This window comes from Paraburkholderia sp. UYCP14C (assembly GCF_004197395.1).
Lineage (GTDB): Bacteria > Pseudomonadota > Gammaproteobacteria > Burkholderiales > Burkholderiaceae > Paraburkholderia.
Genome location: NZ_SELS01000001.1, coordinates 333,531 through 353,369, shown reverse-complemented (window position 1 = coordinate 353,369; position 19,839 = coordinate 333,531). Strand labels below are relative to the sequence as shown.

Below are 19,839 nucleotides of genomic sequence, written 5' to 3'. Positions count from 1 at the left end.
CGCAGCGGCCGGCGCTCTCTATCACCTCAACCGATCAAACCGAAGCCGCCGGCGCCAACACCTGCGACGCCACCTCATCCACCGCCTCACGCGTCAGCTTCACGATCTCATCCACATCGCCGCGCGTCGTCACCAGCGGCGGCGCAAAGCCGAGAATGTCGCCGTGCGGCATCGCCCGCGCGATGAGTCCACGCTGCATCGCTGCAGCCGACACACGCGGCCCGACCTTCAGCGCCGCGTCGAACGGCGTGCGGAGATCCTTGTCGGCCATGAACTCCAGCGCGGCCAGCATGCCCACGCCGCGCACTTCGCCGACGAGCGGATGCGAGTCGAACGCCGCATGCAATTGCTGGAGCAGATAAGCACCGGTTTGCGCGGCATTCTGCGCAAGGTTCTCGCGTTCCAGAATATCGAGGTTGGCAAGCGCGGCGGCCGCGCAGATCGGATGGCCCGAATAGGTCCAGCCATGCCCCAACGCGCCCGATTCCTGCGACGCCCTATCAATGACTTCCCATACGCCTTCGCTGACGATCACGCCCGACAGCGGCGCATAAGCACTCGTCAAACCCTTCGCGACAGTGATCAGATCAGGCTGAATGCCGTAGTGCTGCGCACCCATCTTCGAGCCGAGCCGGCCGAACCCGCACACCACTTCGTCGCAGATCAGCAGGATGTCGTGCTTCTTCAGCACCTGCTGGATCGCGGGCCAGTAACCGGCCGGCGGCGGTACGATGCCGCCCGTGCCCATCACCGGTTCGCCGATGAAAGCCGCGATCGTATCGGCGCCTTCGCGCGCGATCAGCTTTTCGAGTTCGTCGACGCAGTACGCGACGAACTGCGTTTCGTTCATGCCCGCCGGCGCGCGACGATACCAGTGCGGACACACGGTGTGCTTGACGCGCTCGATCGGCAGATCGAAGAACTGATGGAAGCTCGGCAATCCCGTCAGACTACCGGTGACGATGCCCGAGCCGTGGTAGCCGCGATCGCGCGAAATGATCTTCTTTTTGTTGGGCCGGCCCTTCACGTTGTTGTAGTACCAGACGAGCTTGATCTGCGTTTCGTTCGCATCCGAACCCGACATGCCGTAGTACACCTTCTTCATGCCCTGCGGCGACCAGTCGATGATGCGCGACGACAACTCGATGATCGTATCGGTCGAGTGGCCGACATACGTGTGGTAGTACGCGAGCTTCTTTGCCTGCTCGTAAATCGCCTCGGCCACTTCGGTGCGGCCGTAGCCGATGTTCACGCAGTACAGGCCGGCAAATGCATCGATAAAAGACTTGCCTTGATGGTCCTCGATACGGATGCCTTTCGCGCCGGTCACGATCCGGCCCGGCAGCGCGCCGCTCGCGTGATCGTGGGCGTGAGTCGACGGATGCATGAAGTGCGCGCGATCGGCGCTCAGCAGTTGATCGAATTGAGTCATGGGTCGCTCCTTCGTGTGATGTCTGGATGAATGATTCAGTAGGCTCAGGCCGGTGCGTCCGTCGCCATTGCGTGTGCCGCGGCACGAGCGGGGGCGCTGTCGCTGACCGGCAAGCCGAGCTGGCCAAGGCAGAAATAACGTGTCTCGACGAACGGCTCGAAGCCTTCGACGCCGCCTTCGCGTCCCAGCCCCGAGGACTTGATGCCGCCGAACGGAATCGGTGCGCCGGTGAACTTCGCGCCGTTGATGGACACCATCGCGAAGTCGAGTCGGCGGATCAGTTGAAACACGGTGTTCAGGTCTTTCGCGCACACGTAAGCCGCGAGTCCGTACTCGGTGTCGTTCGCGCGTTGGACCACTTCGTCGAGCGAATCGAACGGCGTGACCGCAGAAATCGGCGCGAAGTTTTCCTCGTCGTAGATGCGCATGCCGGGCGCCGCATCGGCCACCACGGTCGGCTCGAAGAACCAGCCGCCGCGCTCGTGCGCCGCGCCGCCTACGGTGATGCGCGCGCCTTTCTCGCGCGCGTCGGCGACGCGCTGCACGGTCGAGTCGAACGCCGCCTGGTGCATCAGCGGGCCAACGTCCACGTTCGGATCAAATGCGCCGCCCACTTTCAGCGCCTTCACGGCATCGCTATATCGCGCGACGAACGCTTCATACAACGGCCGCGCGACGAAGATCCGGTTTGCGGCGCAGCAGTCCTGGCCCGAGGTCTGGAACTTCGCGGCCACCGCGACGCGTACGGCCTGCTCGAGGTCGGCATCTTCGGTCACGATGAAAGGCGCGTTGCCGCCGAGTTCGAGCGCGGTCTTCTTGATGCCCGCACGCGCCGCCGTCTGCTGGACCAGCGCGCCGACACGCGTCGAGCCGGTGAAGCTGACCGAGCGGACACGGCTATCTGAAACCAGCGTTTCCATCGCCATTTGCGGCTCGCCGAGCACGACGTTGAACACGCCTGCCGGAAAACCCGCTTCTTCGGCGAGTTGCGCGAGCGCGAGCGCCGAGAACGGTGTTTCGTGCGCCGGCTTCGCGACCACCGTGCAACCGGCGGCCAATGCGGCGGCGGCCTTGCGGGTGAGCATCGCGCACGGGAAATTCCACGGCGTGATCAGCGCGGCCACGCCGACCGGCTCGATGATCGTGCCCAGATGCGCGCCATCGATATGCGTCGGGATCGTGCGCCCATTCAGGCGCCGCACCTCATGCGCGAACCATTCGACGAAGCTCGCGCCGTACGCGATTTCACCGCGCGCTTCGGCAAGCGGCTTGCCCTGCTCGAGCGACAGAATCGCGGCGAGATCCTGCTGATGACGCAGGATCAGCTCGTGCCAGCGCAACAGCAGCGCCGAGCGTTTGGCGACCGGCACCCAGCGCCACGTGTCGAACGCGCGCTGGGCCGCATCGACCGCTGCGGTAATTTGCGCCGCATCGAGCATCGGCACATGGCCGAGCACTTCCTGATTGGCCGGATTCTGCACCGCGACGCTCGCGGCGCTCGCGCTATAAACCCAACGCCCATCCACGTAGCACAGCGATTTGAATAGGACCGGATGACCCAGCAACATGACGACCTCCTGTGTGCGATGTCTGCTATCACTGTAGGTCCGCTGGCACTGCGGTTTTTTTTGTTGTCGCGTGTCGAAGACTGTGTTTTTTCTGCAATTCGCCACGTGGTTGATGCTTTTTCTGGTGGGACTTTGGGTCGTACTTCGACGGCACTTATCGCGCCACTCAACCGTTCTCGCCAATCGACTGTTCGGCCCATTCTGGCAAGCCTTCGGCCCCGCTCTTCACCACCTTCGTGACGATATAGGTGAAGTACTTTTCGATGCCCAGTTCGTCGGTGAGCAAGGTATCGATGAAGCGCTGATAGTGGTCGATGTCGCGCGACACCACCTGCATCACATAGTCGACGCCGCCGCCCGTCGCGAGGCATTGCACGACTTCAGGGGCGGCCGCGATGCGCTCCTCGAAGCGCCGCATGTCCGGCGCGGTATGACGCGCGAGCGTGACCTCGACCACCACGCGGCTGCCTTTGAACGCGCGCACCCAATCGATATCCGCGCGATATCCGCGAATCACGCCCTCTTCTTCGAGACGTTTCACGCGCTCCCACGCCGGTGAAATCGACAGATTGATTTCTTCGGCGAGGCGCGACTTCGTGATGCGTCCGTCGCGCGCGAGAATGCGCAGAATCGCGACATCGTAGCGGTCGAATTTCATCGCGCGTTCAGACCGTTACCGGAATGCCACGTTCGAGCACGTCCGCAACCACCGCAACCGTATCGCCGATCCGTACGAGCCCCGGAAAATGTCGTGCGGCGAGCATGCCCGCGCGTCGCGTGCGATATTCGATCGGCGCGGCGCCGGTGCGCTTCGCATCGTGAATCCGCGCGATCACCTCGCCGAGCTCGACCATCTCGCCGAGGTCCTTGCATAGTTCGAGCAGGCCGTCGTGCTCGCTCGTCGTATAGCAGGTGCCGTCGGGCATATCGAGCAGCGTCGTCGTGCGCGGCCCACTCGCGTTCGAGTGACCCATTGCTTCGTCTTGCTCGAGGATGCCCGCATGCTGCAGAAAGCCGCGCACGCCACGCTCCGTAATCGCCACGCTCTGCACGGTCGCCGTGCCACCGCCGCCGAGCTCGGTCGACACGAACACCTTGCCCGCTTCCTCGACGGCCGTATCGTAGAGGCCGACGCTGTCGAGTTCGAGCATCCGCATCGAGTACGGCGCGCCGAATGCGCGCATCGCCGCTTCGCAGCGCGCCTGCTGCGCAGCGTCGGGCAGTACGTGAATCGCGGCGAACGGCACGAAGTCGAGCGTGCGGCCGCCCGCGTGCAGATCGAGCACATGGTCGGCGAGCGGCAGCAGATAGCGCTGAAAGTAATCGGCGATCTTCTCGGTCACGGTGCCGTCCGGCTTGCCAGGAAAGCTGCGATTCAGATTGCCGCGATCGATCGGCGACGTCCGCGTGCCCGCGCGAAACGCCGGAAAGTTCATGAACGGCACGATGATCACCCGCCCGCATACGTCGCTCGCCTTCAAGGCGCCGGCGAGCTTCGACAGCGCAATCGGCCCTTCGTATTCGTCACCGTGATTGCCGCCCGTTAGCAGCGCGGTCGGTCCTTCGCCGTTGCGGATCACGGTGATGGGGATCATCTCCGCGCCCCATGCGGAGACGTCGTGCGAATGAGGCAGCTTCAGGAAGCCGTGCTGTTCGCCGTCGGCGTTGAAATCGACCGTCGGTTGAATCGGGGATGCCCGCATCTGTGCTACTCCTTCGTGAGCCGCTCGCGCGGCGTATTGCCGTTCATCGCGCGTCATTGCACCGGCGCGCCGTTGCCAAATGTCGTTCCCGCCGTCGCGGCACGCGCGCGCTGCAATGCGAGCACGGCAATCGCGGTGTCCTGCGCGCCGGTCCCGGTCAGGTCGCAAATCGTCACGTCGGCGTCGCTCGTGCGGGCCGCAGCCTGTTTGGCGATCACCTGGCCCAGTTCAACGACGGGTGCATCGGCACGCATCGTGCCCGCCTCCAGCGCGTGATGCAGTTCGCCGAGCACTCGCGTTTGCTGTGCACGGTCGCAGACGTAGCGCGCCGCCGCGAGCGCGGCCGGCGCGATTTCGTTCTTGTGCTCGGCGTCCGAGCCCATCGCCGTGATGTGCAGGCCCGGATGCAGATCGGCGGTTTCGATCAGCGGCGTGCGACTCGGCGTCGTCGTGATCGCAACGTCCGCTTCGGCGAGCGCGTCGTGAACGCTGGCCGCCACATCGCATCGCACGCCGAGCGTGTTGTTCACTTCGGCGGAAAAACGCAGCGCGCTCGCCGCGTCGCGTGCCCAGACGCGTACTCGTTCGACGCGGCGCACCAACATCAAGGCCCGCAGTTGCAAACGCGCCTGCTCGCCCGCGCCGATCACCGCGACCTGCGGCGTGTGCGCTTTTGCGAGCCAGCGCGCGGCGACCGCGCCGGCGGCCGCCGTGCGTATCGCGGTCAGATAGCCGTTGTCGAGCAGCACCGCTTCGGTCAATCCGGTCTTCGCCGACAGCACCAGCATCAGACCATTCAGGCTCGGCAAACCGAGCGACGGGTTGTCGAAGAATCCCGGACTGACCTTGATCGCAAAGCTGTCGAGGCGTGGCAGCCATGCGGTCTTCACGTCGACCTCCCCGTTATGCGCGGGCAGATCGAGCCGCAGGATCGGCGGCATCGCGACCGCTTCGGTCGCAAGCGCGCCAAAGGCGGCTTCGATCTGGTCGACGGCCGCGAGATCGAGCGGCACGAGTTTGCGAAGCTCGGCTTCGCCAAGGAGCGTGATCGAGGTCATGATGCAGTGTGTGAGTTCGGTGACGGCGCGGCTTGCGAGGCTTCGTTGCCGACGATCCGCCGATGCAGATCCATATCGATGTTCGCGCCCGTCACGACGAGCACGAGCGGCCCGCGCGCGATGCGCTCAGCGGGCAGCGCACGGTCGAGCACCGCGGCCATCCCCACCGCCGCCGCGCCTTCGACGACGAGTCGTTCCTGCCGATACGCATGCACGATGCCGCGCGCGATCGACGCCTCGTCGAGCAGCACGGTCTCGTCGATCAGATCGCGCGTCAGCGCGTACGTATAGCGGTTTTCGAGGCCGATGCCGCCGCCGAGCGAATCGGCGAGCGTGTCGAGTTCCTCGACCAGCACCGGCTGCCCGACCGCGAGACTTGCATGCATCGCGGCGCCGCGCGCCATCGTGACTCCGCTCAAGCCGATCGCGGAATGGGTGCTTTTCGCCGCCAGCGCGATGCCGGCAAAGAGCCCACCGCCCGACAACGGAACGACGATGTTCGCAACATCGGGCATGGCCTCGACGATTTCCAGCCCGATCGTCCCCTGTCCCGCGATCACGTGCGGATCGTCGAACGGCGGCACGTAGGCGTAGCCTTCTTCGCGCGCGAGGCGCAGGGCTTCGTGCTCGGCCTCGTCCTGGCTTTGGCCGGCAATCCGCACGTGCGCGCCTAGCGCGCGCACCGCTTCGACCTTGTTGGCGGGCACGAGGCGCGACAGACACACGGTCGCGGCAATCCCGAGCGCGCGCGCAGCATGTGCGACCGCGCGGCCATGATTGCCGGTCGACGCGGTCACCACACGCGTGCAGCCGTGCTCGGCCAACTGCGCGAGCGCATTGGTCGCGCCGCGCAGCTTGAAGCTGCCGGTCGGCTGCACGGTTTCGAGCTTCAGATAAACGGGCGTGCCCGCGTGCGCCGACAGGCTCGGCGATTCGACGAGCGGCGTACGGCACACGCGGCCGTCGATACGGCTGCGCGCGCGGTAGATGTCGGCTAACGACAGATCGGTTGACGACGGAATCCACATGCACGAGGCCCTGCATCAAAGTGTTCGATTCGCTATTCGATGCGGGCACGGCTACACAGATAAATGCAGTGATTCGCGGCCGCATCGCTTTCCATGCAGCCCAGTCTAGTGTTCTAAAAAGGGATTTTTATTGTCCTAGTTCATTTCGGTCTGCGCGCTACGCAATTCACGCCCCGTGCAATCAGGTGAAATCGTGCACCTGCGGGTATTGCTCGAACACGTCGCGCATCGTTTCGAGCGCGGTTTTATAGGTGTCTTCGCTGACCTCCGCGCCGACGCAAACCCGTACCGCGTTGGGTCGATCCGCGTCGCGCACGAGGAACGGATCGGGCGACGTCACCGCGATATTGCGGTTGCGCAGTTCGCGCACCAGCCGATCGGTGCGCCAGTGATCGGGCACCCGCAGCCATGCCGACAACGCCTGCGGATGCGCGCCCAGGACATATTTACCGAGCGTCTGCTGCAGTTGCGCCTGCCGCCGCCCGAGCCGTTCGCGCTGAATTTCGACGAGCCGCGCGGCCGTGCCATCGACGATCCAGCGCGTCGCGATCTCGGCCATCGGCGGCGTCGCCATCCAGCTGCTGACGCGCAGCACGCTTTCGGCGCGCAGCGCGAGCCGGCGCGGCGTCGTCATGTATCCGATGCGCAAACCGGCCATCACCGACTTCGTCAAGCTCGTGCAGTAGAACGAAAGATCTGGAATCAGGCTCGAAATCGGCGTGGCATGTTTGGCTGGCAACGGGCCGTACACGTCGTCCTCGATCACGTAGACGCCATAGCGCTCGGCGATTTTTGCGATCGCCCGGCGCCGCGAATCGGGCATCAGCGCGACGGTCGGATTGTTCAGCGTCGGCGTGCAGACGAGCGCCGAGATGCGCTCGCTGTCGCACATCTCCTCGAAGTGCTCGGGGTGAATGCCGTACTCATCGATCTCGAGGCCCTTCAACGTGAATCCGAGCACGTTGGCCGAACCTATTACGCCGTGATCCGTCAGGCTTTCGCACAGCACGGTGTCGCCCGGCCCCACCAGCGAAGCGAGCGCGAGAAAGATGCCGTGCGCGGCGCCGTTCGTGACGAGCAGCGTATCGGCCGAGGCCGGCATGCCGAGCGACGCGAGCCACGCAATGCCCGCCTGGCGATGATGCTCGAAGCCCGCGATCGGCCGGAACGCACGAATCCACGGTTGATCGTCGAGCGTCGACAGCGTCGCGCAGACCTTGCGCCACATCGCATCGTGCTCGGACGTGTGAATGATGCGCGCGATCGAAAAATCGACCACCGAGCGCTCGGCCGTGTCGAGCATGTAGCTCGACATGGTTTCGGTGACGCGCGCCGCGACGAAGCTGCCGCGCCCGACCTCGCAGCGGATCAGCCCTTGCCGCTCCAGCTCCTTGTACGCGTTGGTCACGGTCTGCACGCTGATCGCGAGGTCGGCGGCGACGTCGCGCTGCGGCGGCAGCCGCGCGCCCGGCGGCAGCGACGCGCTCTCGATGTCGCCGGCGATCGCCTTGACCAGCCGCTTGTATTTCGATTCCACGCCGTGCACCGCGCGCACGGCCTCGCGCCACTGCTCGATCACCGCTGCTCCTCCGTTATGGTGGACGCCGGCTCCGTGTGGAGTCGCGTCGTAACGCCTGATCTCCATAGTGAAGCCAAAACAGCGCGGAAAGATATTGTCCTAGAGCATTTGAAGCGAAATAAATGTAGGGCGGGATGCAGGAGCTTGCTGCGGTGCAATCGGTAATGGAGAGCCGATCGGACGCCTGAACCCTCAGCGATGCCGATACCGACGAGCCAACGCGTCATACAACGGCGGTGCGAACAGCTTCGACACCTGGCTCGAAATCAGCGCGGTGGCCATCAAGGAAATCACCAGCGCGTGCCCGTTGATCATTTCGATCACGATGACGAACGCCGTGATCGGGCTCTGCGTGACGGCGGCCAGATAGCCGACCATGCCGAGCGCGATCAGCATCGGCAACTGCATCTGACCGGAGATCATGTGCAGCGCGTTGCCGATGCCCGCGCCGATCGCCAGTGACGGCGCAAACAGGCCGCCGGGAGTGCCCGGCAGATACGAGCCCACCATCGACGCCATCTTCAGCACCGGATACGCGGCACCGAGCTGCGAATGACCTTCGAGCATGCCGCGCGCTTCCGCATAGCCGCTGCCGAACAGATGGCCGCCGCTGGCCACGCCGATCGCGGCGATGAACAGGCCGCACAGCGCGCCGAACGCCACCGGATTTTCGCTTCGTAGCGCAAATAGCCGGGCGGGCATCCATCGGTCGGTGTTGAGCAGCAGCCAGCAGAACACGCCGCCCGCGAGACCGGTGATCACGCCGACCAGAACGACGGCGACGACGAGCAGATCGGGCAGATTGCCGCCGATCGCGATGGTGCCGAAATACACATAGTTGCCCTGCAGCGCCAGCGAAACGACGCCGGCAAAAATGATCGCCGTGATGATGATGCCGCTGGTTCGCGCCTCGAAGCTGCGCGTGAGTTCCTCGATCGCGAAGACGACGCCCGCGAGCGGCGCGTTGAATGCGGCGGACAGACCGGCGGCCGCACCCGCGAGCGCGAGCCGGTGTTCGAGACCAACGCCATAGATGCTGCGCAGCCGTACCGGGTAGAAGCGCCGCAGGCTGAACATCAGTGCCGCGCCCACATGAATCGTCGGACCTTCACGGCCGATCGTGAATCCGCCGAGGATCGCAAGGAACGACAGCGCGATCTTGCCGACCAGAATGCGCAGCGTAAGCAGACGCGGGCCGAGTTTGCGCACATCGTGCAGCGTTGCAATGACCTGTGGGATGCCGCTGCCTTCCGAGCCGGGAAACCAGCGGCGCGTAGCCCAGACGCTGAACGCGGCGATGGCCGGCGTGACGAGAAGCGGCAGCCACCAGCTGTAGGCGGTCATTCGCAGAAAGACGTCGTAGCCGAAATCGATGAGCCGCGCGTACATGACCGCGACGAGCCCCGTCGCGACAGCACCGAGCCAGAAAACACCGAAATACAGCCAGCGTCGCCGTCCGCGCAGAATCGCGCGACGGTCGATAAGAGTGGAAAATCGCATGGGAGCGCCGGGAAAATGCCGTTTAAGGCACATTGTGACATAAATTTCCCATGCACCCGGCGCGATCCGTCGGCCCACGGCCGGGAAGAGCTGGTGCTAGCCTTCCGCTTCGTGGAACACCCAGCCGAACGCACCGTAGATCGCCTTGTGCTGCGCCGCAAGTTCGAGCAGGAACCTCTCGCCCGTGGGCGTGAGATGGACCTGGACCTGGCGACGATCGGCGGGATCGGGTTTGCGCATCACGAGTCCCGCAGCTTCGCAGCGCGACACGAGCGCCGCCGTGCCGTTGGGTGCCGCCTGCAATCGTTCGGCGAGTTCGCCGACGGTCGCCCAGCGCCGATCAGGAAAGCCACACACGTGCAGCAGCAGCTGATATTGGAGCGTCGTGATGCCCGCCGCGTTGGCGATCTCTTCGGAAGCGCGCAGAAATTTGCGCAGGTCGTAGCGGAATGCCGACATTGCTTCGAGGTCGCGCTTGCCCGGAAGCTTACGTCTGGAGGTTTTGACTGGATTCATGTCGGTTGTTACTCGCCCACGGCAAAATTAAAGGCACGCACGGAGCGCCCGGCTTCGAGCGTGAGCATCTCTAGCCGCGCTAGAGCAATCCCGCAAAATGCGCCAGCACGAACACGATCGCGCCGCCCGCGATCAGCACCAGCGCATTGATACGCGTCCACATCACGAGCACGGTCGCCAGGACCGCGGTAAGCCACGCGATCCAGCCGCCCTCGAGTTCCTTGATCAGCACGTAGACGGCCGCGAGAATCAGCCCGGCAGCGACGGGGCGCAAACCGGCCTGCAACGCGTTCAGCCAGCGCGCGCCTTCGTGCCTGTTCCACACGTGCACGACGCCGTACATCAGGAACGCCGTCGGCCCGAACAGCGCAACGGTCGCGACGAGCGCGCCGCCGAGGCCGCCGACCTGGTAGCCGATCAGCGTCGCGAGCAGCGAGCCGGGACCGGGCGCAAGCCGCGCAATCGCGAAGTCGCTGAGGAATTGCGCATGGGTCATCCAGTGGTGCACGTCGACGACCTGGCGCTGCAGTTCGGGGATGATCCCCTGCCCGCCGCCGACGGTGACCATCGACAGCGGCGCAAAAACCGAAAACAGGGCGATGAGGGTTCGGAACACGGCGGAAGCTTTTCTGGAGTTTGACTAACGGCGATCCAAGGCGATCAGGGCTGACGCGCGTCGCGCACGTATTCATAGCCGACGCTCAACGCGCCCGCGATCAGCACGGTCCACACCAGCGACACGCGAAACACCGCGGCCGCCGCGAACGTCGCGAGCAGCACCAGATATGGAAACACGCGACGCGGCAGCCGGCGCGCCGCGGTGATCGCCATCGACAGCGACAGCCCGATTGCGCCGGCCGCGGCGCCGGCGAGCGCAATATGCGTGAGCGGAAACGAGGCGATCGCCGAGAAGAACACGCCGAGCAGAATGATCACGACGGCCGGCGGAAAAATGATGCCGCAAAATCCCGCGACGGCGCCGCGCCAGCCGAGCAGCCGGAAGCCGATCCAGATCGCCAGATTCTTGATGTTGACGCCGGGCAGCGCCTGCGACAATGCGAGGCCGTTGAGAAATTCGTCTTCGCTCATCCACTGCCGGACGTACACGAACTCGCGCATGAACCAGCCGCTCAGCCCGCCGCCGAAACTCGTCAGGCCGATGCGCGCGAAGATCAGAAAGAGGCCGAGCGAGGTCACTTCGCGCGGCGGCGGTGCGTGGCGCACCGTGGCGTCTGCGGGTGACGATAGCGGGTCGCTGACGTCCTGTCCGTGGGTGGCTTTAGCCAATGCTCGTCCTTAGTCGTTTTGATCGTGCCGCGCTTGCCGCGCGCCCGGCATGATAGCCGCAGACGTCGCCGATGACGTCGCCGATGATGCAGACGCGGCCGAAGGCGAGGAAGCCGAAGCAGCCGAAGCCGAAGCCGGGGACGCCGCCGCCGGATGCCGCGGATCATGCAGCTCATCGGTCGACCACCCGCCGCCCAGGTCGCCGAACAGCGACGCCGCATGCAGCAAGCGCGACTCCTGCACGTTCAGCGCGGTCTGCCGCGTGGTCAACTGCGTGGCTTGCGCGGTCGCGACCGTCGTGTAATCGACGGTGCCCGCCTGGTATTCGTTGAACGCGATCTCCGCGCCCCGGTTCGCGTCGATCACCGCCGCTTCGAGCACGACCGCCTGGTCGGCGAGGATGCGCAGGCCGGACAGATCGTCCTCGATGTTCTGGAACGCGCCCAGCACCGTGCCGCGATAGTTGGCGACGGCCGAGTCGTAGGCCGCTTTCGCCGCGTCGACGTCGGCGCTGCGCAGGCCGCCGTCGAACAGCGTCTCGGTCGCGCTGCCGCCGAGCGACCACACGTAGTTCGCGGCCTTGAGCAGTCCGTTCAGCGGCGACTGCGTGAACCCGGCCGCCGCCGACAGCGAGATGTCCGGGTAATACGCAGCCACCTCGACACCGATCGCCGCATTCTGCGCGGCCATCTTGCGCTCGGCGGCGGCGATGTCGGGGCGCCGTTCGAGCAGCGTCGACGGCACGCCGACCGGCACCGACGGCAGCGCCGGCATCGCGGTGCTATGCGTGATCGACAGCTCTTCCGGGTTCTTGCCGACCAGCACCGCGATCGCATGCGCGTTCTGCGCGCGCGCGACGCCGAGCGCGATCAGATCGGACTTCGCGGTATTCAACTGGCTGCGCGCGGTGATCACGTCGCTCGGCGGAATCGTGCCCGCGCGATCCTGCTCGCTGACGACGTCGAGAGAGTGCTGATACGCGACGACCGTTTGCTGCAGCAGGTCGATGTTCGCGTCGCTGGTGCGCAGCTCGATGATCGCGGTCGCGAGCGCGACCTGCTCGGAGAGCGTCGCATTCGCGAGCGTCGCTTCGCTCGACTGCGCGCTCGCCGCGTTTTCCTCGACGGTGCGGCGCACCTGGCCCCACAGGTCCGGCGCCCAGCTCACGTTTCCTTCCAGCGAGCCCGCATTGACGATGCGTGCCGTCGTGCCATTGATGAAGCTTCCCGATGAACTGACCGTACCGCCGCTCGCGCGCTCGCGCGTCGCCGAGCCGGTCGCGCCGATCGTCGGGAACAGGGCTGAGTGGGCGGCGCGCACTTCGGCCAGCGCTTGCTGGTAGTTCGCATAGTCCGCACGCACGGTCTGGTTCGACACCGCGACGAGCGGTTCGAGTTCGTCGATCAGCGGATCGTTGAACGCGGTCCACCACGTGCCCTTCGGGCCGGTCGCATTCGGCTCGGCCTGGGTCCAGCCCGGCAGCTCCGAGTAAGTGGCGGGCACGCTGACCTGCGGCCGGTGATAGTCCGGGCCGACCATGCAGCCGGCGTTGAACAGCGCCAGCAGCGCGACGGCGAGCGTCGCGACACTCGGCAACCCAGCGCGCGGGCTTACCAAAGCGGCCGCCCCAATGCGGGTCGCCCCAAAGCGGGTCGCCCCAAAGCGCGCCGCTCTCATTCGTTCGGAAGAAATCTTCATCGTCATGCCTTCGTATCCGGTTGTCCCGGCGTCGCGTCGCGGTTCCAGCGCAGCCCCGCGGACCATCTGACCAGCCTTGCACGCAGACGGTCGAGATACAGATAAATCACCGGCGTCGTATAGAGCGTAAACATCTGGCTCAGGATCAGCCCGCCCATCACCGTGATACCGAGCGGCTGACGCAGCGAGCCGCCCTGGCCGATGCCGATCGCGAGCGGCACCGCGCCGAGCACGGCCGCGAACGTCGTCATCATGATCGGCCGCAGACGGATCAGCGCGGCCGCGTGGATCGCGTCGCGCGCCGGCATCTGTTCCTGGCGCTGCAACTGGATCGCGACGTCGACCATCATGATGCCGTTCTTCTTGACGATACCGATCAGCAGGATGATGCCGATCATCGCGATCACCGAGAACGGCGTGCCGAAAATCAGCAGCGCGAGTGTCGCGCCGATGCCCGCGGACGGCAGCGTCGACAGGATCGTCAGCGGATGGATCGAGCTTTCGTACAGCACGCCGAGCACGATGTAGACGACGCCGAGCGCGGCGAGAATCAGCAGCGGCACCACGCCCATCGACTGTGAATAGGCCGCCGCCGCGCCCGCGAACGAGCCGTGGATGTTCGCGGGCATGCCGATCTCGCGGATCGTTTCGTTGATCGCCGCGCCGGCCTGGCTCAGCGATCCGCCGGCCGGCAGGTTGAACGAGATCGTCGCGGCGACGAGGCCGCTCTGGTGGTTCACCTGGGTCGACGTATGGCTGTTCCTGAACGACGTCAGCACCGAAAGCGGCACCATCGTTTCGGCGGCCGTGCTGTCCGCGCTGCCGGTCGAGCTGCCGCCCTTGCTGTTGGCGATGCTGTTGTTGGTCGCGTTCGACTGCGCGTCCGAGTTGCGCGAGTTCGTGTTCGACGCCGTGCTGGTCGTGCTCGCCGTAGTGCTCGCCGATACCGTGCCGTGCGGCATCTGCGTCGCGGCCGTGCCGGTCGGATTGCCCGCGGACGTGCTCAGATAGATCTGGCTCAGCGTCTCTGGATACTGCCAGTACTCGGGCGCGACCTCCATCACGACGAAGTACTGGTTCAGCGGGTTGTAGATCGTCGACACGGTGCGCTGGCCGAACGCGTCGTACAGCACGTTGTCGATCTGGTTCGGCGCGAAGCCGTAGCGCGCGGCGGTCGCGCGATTGATCGACAGATAGGTCTGCAGGCCGTTCTGCTGCAAGTCGGAGTTCACGTCGAGCATCCGCCCGCGCTCCTTCGACAACGCGGCGACGAGCTTCGGCGTCCAGGTGAACAGCGCGGCCGAATCGTCGCTCGTCAGCGTGTACTGATACTCGGCCGCCGACTGCCGCCCGCCGATGCGCAAATCCTGCTGAGCCTGCAGAAAGAGCCGCGCGCCCGACACTTCGTCGAGCTTCGGCCGCAGCCGGTTCACCACCTGGGTGGCGGTTGCGTGCCGCTGCGACAGCGGCTTCAGCTCGATGAACACGTTCGCGGTGTTGAGCGCGCGCCCGCCGGTGAAGCCCGCGACCGACTGCACCGCCGGGTCTCGCTGCACGATCGACTGCAACTGCACGAGCTTCTTCTGCATCGCCGTGAACGAAATGCTCTGGTCGGCGATGATCTGCCCGATCAGGATGCCGGTGTCCTGCTCGGGAAAGAAGGTGGCCGGCACCAGCTTGAGCAGGAACACGTTGCCGACCAGCAGCGCGAACAGCAGCAGAATCACCAGCAGCGAATGATCGAGCACGGCCGTCAGCGAGCTCGCGTAGACATCCTTGAAGCGATCGAACTGCCGCTCGATCCACTGCGCCCAGCGCGCTTTCGATTGACCGGCATCGTTGCGGCTCAGCACGTACGCGCACATCGCGGGCGTGACCGTCAGCGAGATCACCAGCGAAATCAGGATCGCGATCGACAGCGTGATCGCGAACTCATGGAACATCAGTCCGACGATGCCGGGGAACAGGATGATCGGCAGGAACACCGCGATCAGCGAAAGGCTCATCGAAATCACCGTGAAGCCGACTTCGCCCGCGCCCTTCACCGCGGCGTCTTTCGGACTCAAGCCCAGCTCCATGTGCCGCACGACGTTTTCGAGCACCACGACCGCGTCGTCGACGACGAAACCGGTGCCGATGGTCAGCGCCATCAGCGACAGATTGTCGATGCTATAGCCGAGCAGATACATCGGCCCGAAGGTACCGACGATCGACAGCGGCAACGCGACCGCCGGCACGAGGGTCGCGCGCGGCGACTGCAGGAAGATAAACACGACGCCGACCACCAGCAGCACCGCGATGAACAGCGTGCGCTCGGTATCGCTGACCGACGACGTGACCGACTGCGAGCGATCGATCGCGACATCCACGTGCACGCTGCTCGGCAACGTCGCTTCGATCGCCGGCAGCACGTTGCGTATCTGCTGCACGGTGCTGACCACGTTGCTGCCCGGCATCGGATAGACGATCACGAGAATCGCCGACTTGCCGTTGAAGAGCCCGGCATTGCGGATGTTTTCGTTCGAGTCGCGTACCTGGGCGACGTCGCGCAACTGCACCGGCGCACCGTTGCGATACGCGACCACCAGATCGCGATACGGCGCCGCCTTGGTGATCTGATCGTTCGACGTGACCACGTAGCGCTGATCGCCGACCTCGAGATGTCCTTTCGCGCTGTCGGCATTGGCCGCGCTGATCGCCGCGCGCACGTCCTCCATACCGATGCCGTAGCTATTGAGCTTGCCCGGCTGCAACTCGACGCGCACGCTCGGCAACGCGCCGCCGCCGAGCGTGATCTGGCCGACGCCCTGCACTTGCGACAGTTGCTGCTGGATCACCGAATCGGCGGAGTCGTAGAGCTGCGCTTTGGTCAACGTGTCCGACGTCAGCGACAGCACCATGATCGGCGCGTCGGCCGGGTTGTACTGGCGGTAGCTCGGGTTGCTGCGCAGCGTGGTGGGCAGGTCGGCGCGCGCGGCCTGGATCGCCGCTTCGACGTCGCGCGCGGCGCCGTTGATGTCGCGCTTCAGACCGAACTCGACAATGATCATCGACGAGCCGACGTAGCTGATCGAGGTCAGCTCCTCGACGTCGGCGATCGTCGCGAGCCGTCGCTCGAGCGGCTCGGCCACCGTCGACGCCATGATGCTCGGGCTCGCGCCGGCCATGTTGGCCTGCACGACGATCACCGGAAACGCGATGTTCGGCAGCGGCGCGACCGGCATGCGGAAATACGCGAGCGTGCCGGAGATCAGGATCGCGATCGCGAGCAGCGTCGTCGCGACCGGTCGCCGGATGAAGAGCGCCGGGATGTTCACCGCGTGCCCTCCGCGCCGCCTTGCGGCGGGCGCCCGCCCGGCTCGCCGCCGTCGTTGCGCTTAGCGCGCTCGGCGCGCCAGTTGTTCACGCGCGTGGCCATCCGGTCGAAGAACAGATAGATCACCGGCGTCGTGAACAGCGTCAGCACCTGGCTTAGCGTCAGACCGCCGATGATCGCAAGACCCAGCGGCCGGCGCAGTTCGGAACCGGTGCCGGTGCCGAGCAGCATCGGCAGTGCGCCGAGCATCGCGGCGAGCGTCGTCATCAGGATCGGCCGGAAGCGCAGCAGCGACGCCTCGAAGATCGCCTCGCGCGGCGCCTTGCCGTGATTGCGTTCGGCGTCGAGCGCGAAGTCGACCATCATGATCGCGTTCTTCTTGACGATACCGATCAGCAGCACGATGCCGATGATGCCGATCACGTCCAGATCCATACCCGCGAGCATCAGCGACAGCAACGCGCCGATGCCCGCCGACGGCAGCGTCGACAGGATCGTGACCGGATGAATGAAGCTCTCGTACAGCACGCCGAGCACGATGTAGACGGCCACCAGCGCCGCGATCAGCAGATAGACTTCGCTCGACAGCGAATCCTCGAACGCCGCGGTCGCGCCTTGCAGCGACGACGTGATCGACGGCGGCAGATCGATCGCCTGCTCGGCCTGGTGAATGTCCGCGACCGCGGTGCTCAGCGACGCACCCTTCGCGAGATTGAACGACACCGTCACCGCCGGAAACTGCGCGAGATGACTAATGACGAGCGGCGCCTTTCTGATTTCGATCTTCGCGATGCCGGACAGCGGCACCTGACCCGTGCTGCTGGTCTGGCTCGGCAGATAGAGATCGCCGATCGACTGCACGGTCGGCATCGTTTCCGGCTTCGCGACCAGAATCACGCGGTACTGGTTCGACTGCTCGAAGATCGTCGACACGATGCGCTGGCCGAGCGCGTCGTACAGCGCGTTGTCGATCGTCGCGGGCGTGATGCCGAAGCGCGCGGCCAGTTGCCGGTTCACTTCGACGTTGAGGCTGAGGCCGTCGGTGTTGAGGTCGCTTTGCACGTCCGATAGCGACGGAATCTGCTTCAGACGCGCGACGAGTTCCGGCACGTACTTCTGGAACGCCTGCTGACTCGGTCCGCGCAACACGAAGCTGTACTGGTTCGGCGACACGGTCGTGTCGAGCGTCAGGTCCTGTTCGGGCTGCATGAAAAGCTTCACGCCGGGTACGTGCGCGACTTCCTGCGCGAGCCGTCGCGCGATTTCCTGCGCGGTGTCCGAGCGCTTGTCGCGATCGCGCAGATTGATCAGGAAGCGGCCGTTGTTCAGCGTCGCATTGGTGCCGTCGATCCCGACGTACGACGTGAGCGACACCACGTCGGGGTCCTTCAGGATCGCATCGGCAAGCGCGCTCTGACGCTGCACCATCGCCGCGTACGATACCGAGTTGTCGGCGACGCTGATGCCCTGGATCACGCCGACGTCCTGCACCGGAAACAGGCCCTTCGGAATCACCACATACAGCAGGCCGGTCAGCACGACGGTCGCGATCGCGACCATCAGCGTCAGCGTCTGATGATCGAGCACCCAGCGCAGGCCGCGCTCGTAGGCGGCGAGCGTCTTGTCGAACAGGCTCTCGCTGATGCGCTCGAAGCGGCTCGGATGGCGCTCGGCCTGCGCGCGCAGCATCCGCGCGCATAGCATCGGCACCACCGTCAGCGACACGACCGCCGAAATCACGATCGTGACCGCGAGCGTCACCGCGAACTCGCTGAACAGGCGCCCGATCACGCCGCCCATGAACAGCAGCGGAATCAGCACCGCGATCAGCGAAATGGTCAGCGACAGGATCGTGAAGCCGATCTGCCCCGCGCCTTCGAGCGCGGCTTCGAGCGGCGACATGCCCTCTTCCAGATAGCGCACGATGTTCTCGATCATCACGATCGAGTCGTCAACCACGAAGCCGGTCGCGATGATCAACGCCATCAGCGACAGGTTGTCGATCGAGTAGTTGAGCTGGTACATCACCGCGAGCGTGCCGATCAGCGAGACCGGCACCGAGATGCTCGGAATCAGCGTGGCGGGCACGTTGCGCAGGAACACGAAGATCACCGCGACCACCAGCACGATCGCGAGAATCAGCTCGAACGCGGCGTCCGCGACCGACGCGCGGATCACGCCGGTGCTGTCCGATACGACGGTCACTTTCATGCCGGCCGGCAGCGTCGATTCGAGTTGCGGCAGCTCCTTCATGATCTGGTTGACCGTCTGGATCACGTTCGCGCCCGGCTGGCGCTGCACGTTCAGCACGATCGCGGGCGAGCCGTTGTACCAGGCGCCGCGCTCGACGTCCTGCGCGGCTTGGCTCACGCGCGCGACGTCGCGCATGAAGACCGGCGAGCCGTTCTGATAGGCGATCACCGTGTCGAGATAGTCCTTCGGATCGGTGATCTGATCGTTGCCGTTGATCGTGTAGTCCAGGTCGGGCCCGTCGAAATTGCCCTTCGGCTGGCTCACGTTCACGTAGCTGAGCAGCGTGCGCAGATCGTCGATGTTCAGACCGTAGGCGGCGAGCTTGTGCGGGTCGGCTTCGACGCGGATCGCGGGCACGTTGCCGCCGCTCGTCGTCACGACGCCGACGCCCGACACCTCCGAGATCTTCGTACCCAAGCGGTTGTTCGCGACGTCTTCGAGCTGCGTCAGCGACATCGACTTCGACGTGACCGCGAGCGTCAGAATAGGCTGGTCGGCGGGATTGACCTTCGCGTAGGTCGGCGGCGCCGGCAGGCCCGACGGCAGATAGCTGTTCGCCGCGTTGATCGCCTGCTGCACGTTCTGCTCGGCTATGTCGAGGTTCAGCGACAGATCGAACTGCAGCGTGATCACCGACGCGCCGTCCGAGCTGTACGAGGTCATCTGCTGCAGGCCCGGAATCTCGCCGAGCTGCACCTCGAGCGGCGCGGTCACGGTGGTCGCCATCACGGTCGGGCTCGCGCCCGGATAGAAGGTCTGCACCTGAATCGTCGGATAGTCGACGTTCGGCAGCGACGACACCGGCAGCACCCGCATCGCGATCAGACCGACGAGCACGAGCGCGATCATCAGCAGCAGCGTTGCGACCGGGCGAAGAATGAACAGGCGGGAAATGTTCATC

Annotated in this window: 14 protein-coding genes; all 14 read right to left on the bottom strand. The window is 65.2% G+C overall.

Going from position 1 to position 19,839, the window contains the following annotated elements; all coding sequences use genetic code 11:
• Positions 1-34 precede the first annotated feature (34 nt).
• A complete protein-coding gene (locus EVC45_RS01610; RefSeq protein ID WP_129956289.1) occupies positions 35-1,432 on the bottom strand; it encodes an aspartate aminotransferase family protein in 1,398 nt (465 codons plus the stop codon).
• Between the two features lie 44 nt (positions 1,433-1,476).
• Positions 1,477-3,000: an NAD-dependent succinate-semialdehyde dehydrogenase gene (locus tag EVC45_RS01605; RefSeq protein ID WP_129956288.1), complete on the bottom strand. Its 1,524-nt coding sequence runs from the start codon at positions 2,998-3,000 to the stop codon at positions 1,477-1,479.
• A gap of 166 nt (positions 3,001-3,166) precedes the next feature.
• Entirely contained in the window at positions 3,167-3,658 is a 492-nt protein-coding gene (locus EVC45_RS01600; protein ID WP_129956287.1) for an Lrp/AsnC family transcriptional regulator, read from the bottom strand.
• Positions 3,659-3,665: 7 nt separating this feature from the next.
• Positions 3,666-4,703 (bottom strand): N(2)-acetyl-L-2,4-diaminobutanoate deacetylase DoeB, encoded by a 1,038-nt coding sequence (doeB, locus tag EVC45_RS01595; protein ID WP_129956286.1) that lies wholly within the window; start codon positions 4,701-4,703, stop codon positions 3,666-3,668.
• 53 nt (positions 4,704-4,756) lie between these two features.
• Positions 4,757-5,761: a cyclodeaminase gene (locus EVC45_RS01590; RefSeq protein WP_129956285.1), complete on the bottom strand. Its 1,005-nt coding sequence runs from the start codon at positions 5,759-5,761 to the stop codon at positions 4,757-4,759.
• Positions 5,758-6,789: a hydroxyectoine utilization dehydratase EutB gene (gene eutB, locus EVC45_RS01585; RefSeq protein ID WP_129956284.1), complete on the bottom strand. Its 1,032-nt coding sequence runs from the start codon at positions 6,787-6,789 to the stop codon at positions 5,758-5,760. The genes EVC45_RS01590 and eutB overlap by 4 nt, the downstream gene beginning before the upstream one ends.
• Positions 6,790-6,970: 181 nt before the next feature.
• Positions 6,971-8,368, bottom strand: coding sequence for a PLP-dependent aminotransferase family protein (locus EVC45_RS01580; protein WP_129956283.1), 1,398 nt, complete (start codon positions 8,366-8,368; stop codon positions 6,971-6,973).
• Between the two features lie 192 nt (positions 8,369-8,560).
• Positions 8,561-9,868 (bottom strand): chloride channel protein, encoded by a 1,308-nt coding sequence (locus tag EVC45_RS01575; protein WP_129956282.1) that lies wholly within the window; start codon positions 9,866-9,868, stop codon positions 8,561-8,563.
• Between the two features lie 96 nt (positions 9,869-9,964).
• Positions 9,965-10,384, bottom strand: a complete 420-nt coding sequence (locus EVC45_RS01570) for a MarR family winged helix-turn-helix transcriptional regulator (protein WP_129956281.1) — start codon at positions 10,382-10,384, stop codon at positions 9,965-9,967.
• A gap of 79 nt (positions 10,385-10,463) precedes the next feature.
• A complete protein-coding gene (locus tag EVC45_RS01565; protein ID WP_129956280.1) occupies positions 10,464-11,000 on the bottom strand; it encodes a chromate transporter in 537 nt (178 codons plus the stop codon).
• A 44-nt stretch (positions 11,001-11,044) separates the two neighbouring features.
• Positions 11,045-11,671, bottom strand: a complete 627-nt coding sequence (locus EVC45_RS01560; RefSeq protein ID WP_129956279.1) for a chromate transporter — start codon at positions 11,669-11,671, stop codon at positions 11,045-11,047.
• A 9-nt stretch (positions 11,672-11,680) separates the two neighbouring features.
• Positions 11,681-13,375, bottom strand: coding sequence for an efflux transporter outer membrane subunit (locus EVC45_RS01555; protein WP_248294997.1), 1,695 nt, complete (start codon positions 13,373-13,375; stop codon positions 11,681-11,683).
• Positions 13,372-16,686, bottom strand: a complete 3,315-nt coding sequence (locus tag EVC45_RS01550) for an efflux RND transporter permease subunit (protein WP_129956278.1) — start codon at positions 16,684-16,686, stop codon at positions 13,372-13,374. Before EVC45_RS01550 ends, EVC45_RS01555 begins: the two co-directional genes overlap by 4 nt.
• Positions 16,683-19,838 (bottom strand): efflux RND transporter permease subunit, encoded by a 3,156-nt coding sequence (locus EVC45_RS01545; protein WP_129956277.1) that lies wholly within the window; start codon positions 19,836-19,838, stop codon positions 16,683-16,685. Before EVC45_RS01545 ends, EVC45_RS01550 begins: the two co-directional genes overlap by 4 nt.
• Between the last annotated feature and the right edge of the window lies 1 nt (position 19,839).

Excerpts from the sequence above, each read along its gene's own strand:
- EVC45_RS01610 (WP_129956289.1), bottom strand. The coding sequence starts at position 1,432 with ATGACTCAATTCGATCAACTGCTGAGCGCCGATCGCGCGCACTTCATG.
- EVC45_RS01605 (WP_129956288.1), bottom strand. The coding sequence starts at position 3,000 with ATGTTGCTGGGTCATCCGGTCCTATTCAAATCGCTGTGCTACGTGGAT.
- EVC45_RS01600 (WP_129956287.1), bottom strand. The coding sequence starts at position 3,658 with ATGAAATTCGACCGCTACGATGTCGCGATTCTGCGCATTCTCGCGCGC.
- doeB (WP_129956286.1), bottom strand. The coding sequence starts at position 4,703 with ATGCGGGCATCCCCGATTCAACCGACGGTCGATTTCAACGCCGACGGC.
- EVC45_RS01590 (WP_129956285.1), bottom strand. The coding sequence starts at position 5,761 with ATGACCTCGATCACGCTCCTTGGCGAAGCCGAGCTTCGCAAACTCGTG.
- eutB (WP_129956284.1), bottom strand. The coding sequence starts at position 6,789 with ATGTGGATTCCGTCGTCAACCGATCTGTCGTTAGCCGACATCTACCGC.
- EVC45_RS01575 (WP_129956282.1), bottom strand. The coding sequence starts at position 9,868 with ATGCGATTTTCCACTCTTATCGACCGTCGCGCGATTCTGCGCGGACGG.
- EVC45_RS01570 (WP_129956281.1), bottom strand. The coding sequence starts at position 10,384 with ATGAATCCAGTCAAAACCTCCAGACGTAAGCTTCCGGGCAAGCGCGAC.
- EVC45_RS01555 (WP_248294997.1), bottom strand. The coding sequence starts at position 13,375 with ATGACGATGAAGATTTCTTCCGAACGAATGAGAGCGGCGCGCTTTGGG.
- EVC45_RS01545 (WP_129956277.1), bottom strand. The coding sequence starts at position 19,838 with ATGAACATTTCCCGCCTGTTCATTCTTCGCCCGGTCGCAACGCTGCTG.